Raw genomic sequence first — 11,725 nt, 5'->3', positions numbered from 1 at the left:
TGTTTCTATTCAAGAATAAAACTGGACTCAACTGGATAATGATCCGATAAAAAATAGGCTTCTGGGCCATTATAAATTTTGGTGTCGATACATTGATTAACCAAATTATAACTCGTTAAGATATAATCTATACGTGTTCCTCTATCAATCAACTTCTTTTTGTCGGTTTCGGTCTTACGAAAAACCTGTGTAGGGAAACTTATACGGTCATTACCAGTACCTACGAATTTAGAAGCATTATCAAAAAGACCCACCCCATAAAACTTGGACATGACTGAATAATCAAAATTGCCCTCTCTTAAATTTTCTGATTGGTCATTTTTCTCATCTCTTTTTCTTGCGTCTTGTAAAAGATCAGCCCTCGAATTGTACCAATCAGCATCAGCTGGAGAAAGCGCATTAAAATCGCCACAAACAAGGACCTTATTGCCTGCTTTTATTTCAAGGTCAATTATACCTGATAAAATTTCGGCTTCTTCGCTTCTCTTTTCCCATTGAGATGGTGACAAATGAACCACAAAAATTTCAAAACCGTTGGTTGAACAATGTAATGCACCATGATGCATTCCCTCGATTATCTTTTCTTTAAGAACAATTGGATACTTGGAAGTCAAACCCACCGAATAACCTGTTGTTTTTAAAAGCACTGAATAATCGTGACCCCAAGCCTTCGCGTCTTGGGTTAATTTATCATCGTTATAATCACAAAGTTCTTGTAGAGCAACTACATCTGGCTTTTTTGAATCCATCCATGACAAAAGCTTCTCTTGGCGAACTGTATCTTTCCCCCATTCGAAACCATTCCAAATATTATAACTGATCAATTTAAAGTTTTCTTGACCAATTCCATTTGTGAGAACAAAAAGGAACAAAAAGGCTACTAGTGGTTTTACTTTCATGAACTTAGAATTTACTTTACGTCGAACACTGTTATGACAGCCGCATGGTCAGACGGAAACATTAATGGATGATAATCAATTACCTTGGATTCAATCGGAATCAAACCACCTTTATAATAGATATAGTCAATACGATCCCTTAATCCATATTCATTGGATGAAGTTGCCGCCCTTGGTGTCCAGGTAAGTCCAGGATCTAATAGCGGGTTTATGTTCAACTCTCTAAAACTATCTTTGAACCCTGCATTTATCATTGCCAAACTAACAGGCCAATCAATCGTATAACCGTTATGTATGCCCTTGGTAGATTCAATCCAATCTAAATGAGACCCACTATTAAAATCCCCAAGCATAATAACTGGATTACTCCCAGATTTAGAATGAAGTGGTTTAATTTCCTTTAAAATACTTTCTACCTCTGATTGGCGTGTCTCTTTTTCAGCATTTATCAAGTCTTCGGCTGAAATTGCACCTTCAATCACATTTTTGCTATAATCAGGTAAGTAATGCAACCAAGTGTTCAAAAACGTAAGTCGCCGCCCACCACCTAAATTAATTTCTGCGCCTCCAAAATTAAATGGGCGAAAAGCTTTAATTGTTTTATTAATGGGAAACCTACTCATTATACTCAAATTAGAGCTTATTAGATAAAAATGATATCCCAACGCATCAGCAATAATCTCTCCTGATCCATAAGTCTCAATCAATGCGACAACATCGGGTTGGGCCTGCTTTATAGTTTGTACAACGCGTTCAACGCCAACATGTTTACCATATCTTCTACCACCATGCCAAATATTCCAAACCATTGTCCTAAGCGGTGAATCCAGTTTATCATCTTCTTCCAAGGTTTTAAAACGATTGAAGTCCTCTTTTATACTCGTACTGTTCTGATATGAACTCTTAACGTTCACTTCATCTAAATAGCCATTAAATGCTGTCCATTGACCTGAAGAACCATATTCCCAATATTCATAGGTTCCTCCAACTACGGTCCTATTGTTACTGTTCAAACTTCCCAAGTTTGGTGTATTGTAAATAGCAACATTTTTTCCATCTTTAAAGAACCAGGCTTCTTCTTTTTCCCTATCTATACTAAAGGCAAGTTGATGCCACTCACCATCGTTGATTGCTTGTCTTCCTGGTGTTGGCAAATATCTGTATTCACTTTTTCCATCAGAGATCCAAACTCCCCACGCGCCATTTTCTTGCGTGAGTATTTTCCAGCCAGGACCCTCTGGGTCTTCATCTTTTGTGTTTCCGATTATTGGTGTACCTTGAACAGCACCTTTAATAGTTTTAACCCATACTTGAACGGAAAAATCATTCATCCCATAGTCTGGTGTCTCGAGACTATCAATAACCAATGGTTTTCGTAATACGGCATTCTCGGAAAGATCCAATGCTCTTCCAGAAATTCCATTGGTCCATTGCGGTAGTTGTAATTGCATTACATATACCGCTTTTTCTTTGGACTTTTGGGGGTAGTATTTATCAATGTTTTCCTCAAAACCAGTATAAAAATTGGTCTGAGAGTAAATGCTATTTACACCTACAATTATTGCGATAAATAAGAGAATGCCTTTGTTCATATTCAATTTTATTTTAATGCGCATTGTAATGCCGTCCATCGAAAATAACTCAATCATTCATCATTATCAATTGCACTACTAAATTAATTCGAAGTGATTGAAATTTAACTAATTATATGCTGTAAATTAGTTGCATCAATCTGGCAATATTGACGCTCTTAGTCCGAATAAAAGGCATAGTTTCATATGTTGACAACGCCTATCGCAATAATGAATGAAAAGCATAATTTCTATCTGAACAAAGACGAACCCAATAAAAGTTGTTTATTGGCCCTAAGGGATATCATATTAAAACAGGACGAAAACATAACAGAAACTACAAAATACGGAATGCCTTGCTTTTGTTATAAGCAGAAGATGTTCTGTTATCTCTGGGAAGATAAAAAGACAAAAGAACCCTATATTTTATTTGTTGAAGGGCAACATCTTCATCATCCCGAACTTGAAAGTGGCAATAGGGCAAGAATGAAAATTTTTAGGGTAAATCCATTATTGGATATTCCTCTAAAAACCATCAACTTTCTTATTAATGAAGCCCTTGAACTTTATAGGAATGGTACAATTCACATTAAATAAAGGGTTTAAATAATTATATTCGGAATTAAATTAAACTAATACTTGAAAACTACATGACGGATAAATTGTCTGCAATTGAAGAGCATTATTATAGACATGATTTGTATGATGATATCATAAATCGTCTGAAAAATTTAAATGTTGACCTCAACCAGGTAAACAGGTCAGATATTGCAGGAGTGGATGAGTTTCATGTAAGGGGTGCTGCAATTTCGAGAGAACTGGCACAATTGGCAAACATAAAGAACTCCAAGGTTCTTGATGTTGGCTGCGGACTCGGTGGGCCTTGTAGAATGCTGGCAGATGAATTCAATTGTACCACTACAGGAATAGATCTTTCAGAAGAATTCATTAATGCGGCTTCCAAACTTTCAGATCTTGTAGGGCTCAGTGATTCCACTCAATTCATATATGGTAACGCAAATGATTTACCTTTCGAAGATAAGACGTTTGATGTAGTCTGGACGCAGCACGTGCAGATGAATGTTGATGACAAGAAAAAATTCTATTCAGAAATAGCTAGGGTCTTGAAAAATGATGGTTTCTTCATCTACTATGACATTTTCAGAAAGGGCAAGGAAAAAGTTAAATACCCAATGCCTTGGGCGCATGAATCGAAAATCAGTTTTCTTGAACCTTCTTCAACCATGCAGTCAATCCTCGAAAAATTGGGAATGAAAAAAGAGCATTCCAACGACCAAACCCAAAATGGTATCGTCTTTTTTGAAAAACTAATATCAAAATTGGTTGCCCAAGGTCCACCAAAGCTAGGATTGAATGTTCTAATGGGAGAAAATACCATAGAAAAAATAACCAATTTGCTAAATGGGCTCAAGGAAAATAAACTAACGTTACAAAGCGGTATCTATAGAAAATGAGATTTAAAAGTAGAAAAGATACGTTGTTCTCAACGATCATCATAGGAGTCTGCCTATTTGTTTTGGCATTGACCATTATGGGTTTTGTCAATGGTGAAATGCAGAAAAGCGAATATTGGGTCTTGCCTATAGTATTGCTTGCGGTTGGATTGCTGTTATGGATTTTTTTTGGAACGAACTATGAATTGCATAAAGATGGATTTATTTACAGAAGTGGACCAATCAACGGCAAAATAAGCATTGATAGAATATATGAAATAGTCAAGGGTAGAACCCTTTGGATGGGTTCTAGACCCGCTACTGCAAAAAAGGGACTTATCATTAAGTATGATGCTTACAATGAGATATACATTAGTCCAAAAACCAATGAAAAGTTCATTGAGAAAATATTAGAGCTTAATCCAGACATATTAATAACAGGGTAAACAACTAAGGCCTTTAGGTATTATCTTTATCGTAGAATAAAACCATATAATCCATGAAAAACTTACGTATCCCAATAGTAGCAATCACCTGTCTCCTCATTTTGTTAGCAAGTTGTGGCCCAAAACAAAATCCGAACGCTGATAAAGAGGAATGGATTTCAATGTTCAACGGCAAGGATTTGGAGGGTTGGACTCCCAAAGTAAAAGGCTATACCTATGGAGAAAATTTTAATAACACTTTTAAAGTTACAAATGGAAACCTTAGAGTATCATATAAAGAATATGATTCTTTTGACAGTAAGTTTGCCCATTTATTCTATAAAACCAAATTCTCCCATTATCGTTTAAAAGCACAATATAGAATGGTTGGGGAACAGGTAAAAGGAGGTCCTGGTTGGGCATTTGCCAATAATGGGTTCATGCTACATTGTCAAGATCCAAAAACCATGTCTTTGGACCAAGATTTCCCAATGTCCATGGAATTTCAATTGTTGGCTGGAAAAGGTGATGGTGAAAGGCCTACAGGTAATCTTTGTACTCCTGGTTGTCATGTTCACATTGATGGAAAACTAGTTGAGACACATTGTATTCCAGATACTAAAGGAGCCACTTACCCACGAGAAAAATGGGTAAATATTGAGGCTGTTGTTTTAGGAGATTCAATTGTGCATCAAATAGTGGAAGGCGATACGGTACGAACTTTTACGAAACCAATCATTGGAGGCCATTTAGCTGGACTTAACAAAGAACTATTCAAAGATGGTACACCAATGACCGAAGGATACATTTCTATTCAAGGTGAAAGCCATGATACGGAATTCAAGAATATCGAGATTCTAGATCTGTGTGGGTGTAAAGATGAAAAGGCGACAAACTACAAGTCCTATTATACAAAGCATAACCAAGAGAACTGTGAATATGATTAAATAATCGTCTTGCTTGCAATAAAAGGCACTAATTCACCTTTTTCATAAGCATTTTCACGAGGTCTTAAACAAATGAATCCGTTTGAATTGGCCAAGCTGGTCAAATCACCGGAACCGTTTTCCCGTATTATTCTCACATGAAAATTACCCTCATCCAAATACGTCTTTACTTGAATAAACCGAGTTAGTGGAGGTTTGATTTCAATGGTATCATCTAAAACCACTTGATATTTTTTATCTTCTTGACCTAAAGAAACATTCAACCATGGTAGAAAATAAATATGATAATTTGCAAAGGTTGAAACTGGGTTACCGGGAAAAGAAAAGACAACCGTATTAAGCTTTGTCTGTGTGCCAAACCAAAAGGGTTTTCCAGGGCGTTGAGCCACACGATGAAATACTTTTCTCACATCAAGAGATTCCATTACTTCTGGAATAAAATCAAATTTTCCTTTCGATACTCCCCCACTCAACATTACTACATCAAATTCTTCAAGGATATGGGAAAGCTCCTTCTTGATACTTTCCTTATCATCCTGCAAATGGATTCTATCGGCCTCGATTCCTTCTTTCTCCAATGCGGTAAAAAGTGATAATATATTCGATTTTCTTATTTGGTGTGGTAAAGGAATTTGCGATACATCTACCAACTCATTACCTGTGGAGATGACACATACTTTCGGTAATTGCCTAACCAAAATTTTTGACTTACCCACAGAGGCTAAAACACCTATTTGAGATGGCCCAATCTTAGTATGCTTTTTTAATAGAACAGTTCCTGTTTTAACGTCGCTTCCCTTTTTATGAATGTCCTGTCCTTTTTTTACATCCCTGCTTATATTCGAATAACCATCCTTAATATCCAAATGCTCATACATAATAACAGTATCAGCATTTTGTGGAACCACGGCTCCGGTCATGATTTCAACACAATTTTTGATATCACCCAATTTTTGCTGAGGCATTCCTGCACTAACAACCGCTTCTATTCTCAACTTTTTTAACCCCTTTTCAATAACTGAAAAATTTATAGCTATTCCATCCTTTGTAGCTCGGTCAAAGGGAGGGAAATCCCTGTCCGCCAAGATATCTTCTGCGAGAACACGACCAGTACTTTGCAACAGATCAACCTCTTCAATGCCTAATTCAATTTTATGGTGCAATACAGCGGAAAAAGCCTCATCAAATGACATCATAAATACATATGGATTTTCTAAAGATTACAATCAAATATAAACATAAGTTGACCATAAATCCTTACCATAATTTAAAATGATTTTATCTATCAATTTGCTTAATTTTAGAATCACTTAATTCAATACAAATAAGCAATAACAATACTTAGACCATGGCAGAAAACTATTTTAAGACTTACCCAAACCAAGAAGGATTTTTCAATGAATACGGTGGAGCCTTCATTCCCCCAATGCTTGAAGATGAGATGAAAAAAATTACTGATGCGTACTATGCCATTAGCAAATCGCACAGCTTTATTTCAGAATTAAGAAGTATACGAAAACACTATCAAGGCCGACCCACTCCGGTTTATTACTGCAACCGTTTGTCCGAAAAATATGGAGGTAGGATCTATCTTAAGAGAGAAGACCTCAACCATACAGGAGCACATAAACTAAACCATTGTATGGGTGAGGCCCTATTGGCAAAGCATTTAGGCAAGAAGAAGTTGATAGCTGAAACCGGTGCGGGTCAGCATGGTGTTGCATTGGCCACAGCGGCGGCCTATTTTGGATTGGAATGTGAAATTCACATGGGTGAGGTTGACATGGAAAAGGAACATCCAAACGTTGTTCGCATGCGCATTCTAGGGGCGACAGTTGTCCCCGTTACTCATGGGCTGAAAACATTGAAAGAAGCAGTGGACTCGGCATTTGAGGCGTACTTAAAAGATCCTGTCACAACAATCTATTGTATTGGCTCAGTGGTAGGACCACACCCTTTCCCCATGATTGTTCGGGATTTTCAGCGAGTTATAGGTATTGAGGCCAAGGAACAGTTTCATGAAATGACTGGAGAATTACCAGACAATGTGGTTGCTTGCGTTGGTGGTGGAAGTAATGCCATTGGTCTCTTCTCTGCATTTTTAGATGATGAGGAATGTAGTATTTATGGCGTTGAACCAGGAGGCCGTTCTTTAGACTATGGTGAACATGCCGCCACCATGACATTGGGAAAACCAGGCGTTATCCATGGATTCAAATGTTATACCCTTCAAGATGAAAACGGAGAACCAAGTGCCGTATATTCTGTTGCCAGTGGATTAGATTACCCTGGGGTTGGACCTGAACATAGTATGCTGAAAGATTTAAAAAAGGTAACCTATGAAGTTGTTTCCGACAAAGAAACTATAGATGCCTTTTTTGAACTAAGTCGTCTGGAAGGTATTATCCCGGCCTTGGAAAGTGCCCATGCCGTTGCCTATGCCCTCAAACTTGCCAAAGAGAATCCAAAAAAATCAATCTTGGTGAATTTAAGTGGAAGAGGTGATAAGGATTTGGATTTTGTTGTTGACAAATATGGGTTACCAGAATAGATTTAGACACTTCTTAAATAAGTCCTAAACCATTCACAAGTAATACACGTACACCAACTACAAAGACCAAAACGGCCGTTATTCTTTTAATACTCTTGGCGGACAGTTTTTTTAGACTAAGTCTAATACCTAATTGTCCGCCAACAAGTACGGTTACCCCTAAAATCAATGTCTCCATCCAAGGCAGTTCAAAGGTATCACTATACAGTAGCCCCCCAATTCCTGAAATTGAGTTTACAAGAATAAAAAAGCTAGCGAGCGCCGCAATCTTTACGGATTTATCCCAGTTGATGTGGTTTAAAATCGGAGCAAGGAAAATTCCGCCTCCAATACCAACCAATCCGGACAAAAATCCAATTGAAGCACCAATAACATAGCTCAAATAACGGGGATATTCCTTTGTAGGTTCACTCCATTTGGCACCAGAAGTTTGCCAAACTAGAAAAAGTGATGATATAATCAATGAAGCCCCAAGAACAATAAAAAACACTTCTTCCTTTAATCTAAAGGATGCTCCCAAAAAAGCCATTGGAATACTTGTGATTATGAACGGGACAAAATCTTTCAGCCGGGCATGACCATGCTTAAAATAAAGGATTGTGCTACCAGAAACCACAATGAGATTACAAACTAAGGCAATAGATCGTATAGCAAAAAAACTCGCAACGAAAAGAGTTAATAGTGCAAGATAACTGGAACCACCACCCATTCCCACAGCAGAATACAACACTGCAATTACAAAAAACCCAGCGCATAAAAGCAATAAACTCTCAATATTTATTAGCATGAATTTTTAAACTATTTAAACCACCAACAACATTTATAAGAATAGCATTAGGTTCATGTTCTTGAAGTATTAACAAGCCCTTTGTACTTCGAACCCCAGATTGGCAAACTAGATAAATTGGCCGATTATAACTTATAGTGTGTTTCCATTGCTCTATTTCATCCAATGGTAGATTTACTGTATTATCTAAATGAAACTGGCTGTACTCCGCCATCGTTCGAACATCGATAGACTGTATGTTTTCCGAATGAAGTAATGTTTTAAATTGATTCGCTTCAACAGAATCTACCTTCACTCCACATGCGAGATTATAATTATCATGCAGTCTGTTGATTTTTACGTTTTCAAGGTTCAAAGTGAACTTTATTTTTTGTATGGACTGATTTAACCCACTATATAACAACAACTTACCGGACAATACCTCCCCGACCCCTGTAAGCACTTTAATTACTTCAAGGGCTTGAAGATTTCCAACAATTCCAGGAATTACACCTAAAACACCATGTTCATTACAATTAGGTATTTCATCGGCATTTGGCATTTTCGGAAAAAGACAACGATATGTAGGCCCATTGTTAAAATTGAAAACGCTTATTTGACCTTCAAAAGCATGCAAAGCCCCATAAACAAATGGCTTATTCAAAATAACACAAGCATCATTTATAAGATATCTGGTAGGAAAATTATCGGAAGCATCAACAACAACATCGTAGCCTTTGATAATTTTCAAAGCATTGTCACGATTCAAAAACTCATTGTACGTTCTAATTTTGGTGCTTGAATTCTGGGCAGACAATTTCCTATGGGCAACATTGGCCTTATGTTTTCCTACTTCATTTTCATCATATAACACTTGACGGTGCAAATTTGTAATCGAAACAGTATCTGCATCAACAATACCCAAGGTACCAACTCCCATAGCATTTAAATACGTGAGTACAGGAACACCTAAACCTCCGGCACCAACTACCAGCACTTTGGACTCAGATAATTTATGCTGTGCATTAGGTCCAAAATCTTTTAAAATGATCTGTCGGGAATACCGTTCGTGGTTCATATGGCAGCCAATTTGTTCAATGCTTTTCTATATTCTTCCTTAGAATTTGCATTCATTAGGACACTGATCTCGGTTGGAAATACCAATTTGGTTTTGTTATTGATTAGGAATTTTCGAGGGCATGACCCTGCTCCTCCTTCTAAATATGAAATAGCTGTTGAGAGTCCTTTTGGTTCCCAAATAGCACACAAGGGTTCAGGAAGAGGATTTTCCTTTAAAGCCATGGCGGTACTGAAACTTTCGACATCACGTTCCGCGATAAGCTCTTCCAAAGCTGACTTATTGATTAATGGTAGGTCACATGCCAAAACCAACCATGCCACTTTTGGGTATTGGTTATGTGCTGAGAGTAATCCATTAAAAGGGCCTTTGAAAACATCTTTGTCAATAATGGTATTAATATCTGAAGAAAACTCTTCAGCTTGTTCATTTCGTATACTCATGAATGTCTTCTCACAAATACCATTCAACATATTATACAAATACTCACGCTGTGGAATACCATGATAGGCTATCAAACCTTTGTCCGTTCCCATTCGGGTACTTTTTCCTCCTGAAAGTACAAGGCCGTAAATTTTAGCGGGTGAAGTCATTTTTACCTCCTGTCTTTTTCTCTAATTGAACATCAGATATTCTTATATCATGAGATAGGGCTTTACACATATCATAAATCGTCAATGCGCTTACCGTCACACCTGTAAGGGCTTCCATCTCAACACCTGTACGTTCATTACAATTTACTGAACAAACGATTTGAAGTCCATTATTTTTAGGCTCTATATTCACCTGTATTTTAGAAATGTTCAGTTGATGGCAGAGTGGGATCAATTCAGATGTTTTTTTTACGGCTTGAATACCTGCGATTATTGCGGTTTGGATAATACTTCCTTTTTTAGACAGGAAGTCTTCTGTCGCAAGCGCCTCGAAAATTACTTCTGGAAACTCTACCCTTCCTGAGGCGATTGCCGTTCGAATGGTTTTTGTTTTGTCCGAAACATCAACCATAACAGCATTTCCTGATTTATCTATATGTGAAAGTTCTTTCTTCATTTACCCACCGATTGATGTCATAGAATTTGTGAAGACTCCAATGTCTTTTTGTTGTGCTTCAAATCCTGTCTTTGCCCTACTGCCAATAGCCTTTAGTATTTGTTCTTTTATTTTATCTTCGGCATTCTTACTCCTCATTATATCACGAATATTCATAGATGCTTTAGCGTACAAACACGTTATAACATCTCCAGTAGCTGTAATCCGTAATCTATTGCAACTGCCACAAAATGTTCGACTAAAAGAAGGAATGATTCCAAAAGTACCTTTAAATCCAGGGATTTTGTAATTCATGGAGGTAGATGTTTTTTCAGAAGATTGCTGAACATAGTCTGGGTAAGCCTCCTTTATATGGGCAAGTATGCGCTTGTAGTCCCAAGTGATCCCTTGAAATTTACGTGAACCACCATTGAACGGCATTTCTTCTAAATAACGCACACAGACATCATAATGCTTCGCCAGTTCCAACATTGGCAAAATATCATCGGTATTTTGACCATCTAAAGCAATAAAATTGATGCGAACATTAAAACCTTCGCTGATCAATCTCAAAACATTGTTATAAACCGTTTCGTATTGATCCCTCCTAGTTATTTTATCAAAAACATCACGGTTAATAGCATCCATACTAACATTGATGTTTGTTATACCCAACTCCTTTAACTCATCAATGAATGGGCCAATAAGCGTAGCATTGGTAGTTATTGAAATATCCTTTAACTCTTCCATTTTTGAAAGATCGCGAAGTAGTACCATCAAATCTTTACGAACAAAGGGTTCCCCTCCTGTGATCCTTATTTTATCAATGCCCTGCGAAACCAAAATACCACTAAGTTTGGACAATTCTTCCAAAGTAAACAAGTTGTCCTTACTTGAAAAATCGATTCCCTCGGCGGGCATGCAATAATTACAGCGCAAATTGCAACGATCTGTTACTGCAAGACGTAGGTAATTAATTTTTCTATTATGATTATCTATCAACAT

At 37.2% G+C, this 11,725-nt stretch carries 13 protein-coding genes; 5 read left to right on the top strand and 8 right to left on the bottom strand.

Features of this window, described 5'->3' with window-relative positions:
• Positions 1–5: 5 nt before the first annotated feature.
• Together FB2170_RS10500 and FB2170_RS17040 are read right to left on the bottom strand one after the other, a co-directional pair.
• Positions 6–899 carry an endonuclease/exonuclease/phosphatase family protein gene (locus FB2170_RS10500; RefSeq protein WP_013306532.1) on the bottom strand — a complete coding sequence of 298 codons (894 nt, stop codon included), beginning with the start codon at positions 897–899 and terminating at the stop codon, positions 6–8.
• 11 nt (positions 900–910) lie between these two features.
• On the bottom strand, positions 911–2,548 hold the full coding sequence (locus FB2170_RS17040) for an endonuclease/exonuclease/phosphatase family protein (protein WP_013306531.1): 1,638 nt from the start codon (positions 2,546–2,548) through the stop codon (positions 911–913).
• Between the two features lie 129 nt (positions 2,549–2,677).
• On the opposite strand from FB2170_RS17040, the gene FB2170_RS10490 reads away from it, so the two are divergent.
• Genes FB2170_RS10490 through FB2170_RS10475 form a run of 4 tightly spaced genes read left to right on the top strand, consistent with a single transcriptional unit; the run spans position 2,678 to position 5,296 of the window.
• On the top strand, positions 2,678–3,067 hold the full coding sequence (locus FB2170_RS10490; protein ID WP_013306530.1) for a DUF1801 domain-containing protein: 390 nt from the start codon (positions 2,678–2,680) through the stop codon (positions 3,065–3,067).
• Between the two features lie 53 nt (positions 3,068–3,120).
• Complete coding sequence (locus tag FB2170_RS10485; RefSeq protein WP_013306529.1) at positions 3,121–3,945, top strand: class I SAM-dependent methyltransferase; 825 nt, start codon at positions 3,121–3,123, stop codon at positions 3,943–3,945.
• On the top strand, positions 3,942–4,370 hold the full coding sequence (locus FB2170_RS10480; protein ID WP_013306528.1) for a PH domain-containing protein: 429 nt from the start codon (positions 3,942–3,944) through the stop codon (positions 4,368–4,370). Before FB2170_RS10485 ends, FB2170_RS10480 begins: the two co-directional genes overlap by 4 nt.
• Before the next feature lie 53 nt (positions 4,371–4,423).
• On the top strand, positions 4,424–5,296 hold the full coding sequence (locus FB2170_RS10475; protein WP_013306527.1) for a DUF1080 domain-containing protein: 873 nt from the start codon (positions 4,424–4,426) through the stop codon (positions 5,294–5,296).
• On the opposite strand, the gene FB2170_RS10470 is transcribed toward FB2170_RS10475, so the two are convergent.
• Positions 5,293–6,492: a molybdopterin molybdotransferase MoeA gene (locus tag FB2170_RS10470; RefSeq protein WP_041632799.1), complete on the bottom strand. Its 1,200-nt coding sequence runs from the start codon at positions 6,490–6,492 to the stop codon at positions 5,293–5,295. The two genes, FB2170_RS10475 and FB2170_RS10470, sit on opposite strands and share 4 nt — an antisense overlap.
• 152 nt (positions 6,493–6,644) lie before the next feature.
• On the opposite strand from FB2170_RS10470, the gene trpB reads away from it, so the two are divergent.
• The gene (trpB, locus tag FB2170_RS10465; protein ID WP_013306525.1) at positions 6,645–7,847 is read left to right on the top strand and encodes a tryptophan synthase subunit beta; all 1,203 of its coding nucleotides are present in this window, start codon (positions 6,645–6,647) and stop codon (positions 7,845–7,847) included.
• Positions 7,848–7,860: 13 nt separating this feature from the next.
• On the opposite strand, the gene FB2170_RS10460 is transcribed toward trpB, so the two are convergent.
• The 5 genes from FB2170_RS10460 to moaA are packed head-to-tail and all read right to left on the bottom strand — an operon-like array spanning position 7,861 to position 11,725.
• Positions 7,861–8,634 carry a sulfite exporter TauE/SafE family protein gene (locus tag FB2170_RS10460; protein ID WP_013306524.1) on the bottom strand — a complete coding sequence of 258 codons (774 nt, stop codon included), beginning with the start codon at positions 8,632–8,634 and terminating at the stop codon, positions 7,861–7,863.
• Positions 8,618–9,691, bottom strand: a complete 1,074-nt coding sequence (moeB, locus tag FB2170_RS10455; RefSeq protein WP_013306523.1) for a HesA/MoeB/ThiF family protein — start codon at positions 9,689–9,691, stop codon at positions 8,618–8,620. The genes FB2170_RS10460 and moeB overlap by 17 nt, the downstream gene beginning before the upstream one ends.
• Positions 9,688–10,284 (bottom strand): molybdenum cofactor guanylyltransferase, encoded by a 597-nt coding sequence (locus FB2170_RS10450; RefSeq protein ID WP_013306522.1) that lies wholly within the window; start codon positions 10,282–10,284, stop codon positions 9,688–9,690. Before FB2170_RS10450 ends, moeB begins: the two co-directional genes overlap by 4 nt.
• Positions 10,268–10,741 carry a cyclic pyranopterin monophosphate synthase MoaC gene (gene moaC, locus FB2170_RS10445; protein ID WP_013306521.1) on the bottom strand — a complete coding sequence of 158 codons (474 nt, stop codon included), beginning with the start codon at positions 10,739–10,741 and terminating at the stop codon, positions 10,268–10,270. Before moaC ends, FB2170_RS10450 begins: the two co-directional genes overlap by 17 nt.
• A complete protein-coding gene (moaA, locus tag FB2170_RS10440) occupies positions 10,742–11,725 on the bottom strand; it encodes a GTP 3',8-cyclase MoaA (protein ID WP_083802960.1) in 984 nt (327 codons plus the stop codon). It abuts the gene before it with no gap.

This window comes from Maribacter sp. HTCC2170 (assembly GCF_000153165.2).
Lineage (GTDB): Bacteria > Bacteroidota > Bacteroidia > Flavobacteriales > Flavobacteriaceae > Maribacter_A.
The sequence above is the reverse complement of the archived record's forward strand: the minus strand, read 5'-3'. Positions and strand labels throughout refer to the sequence as shown.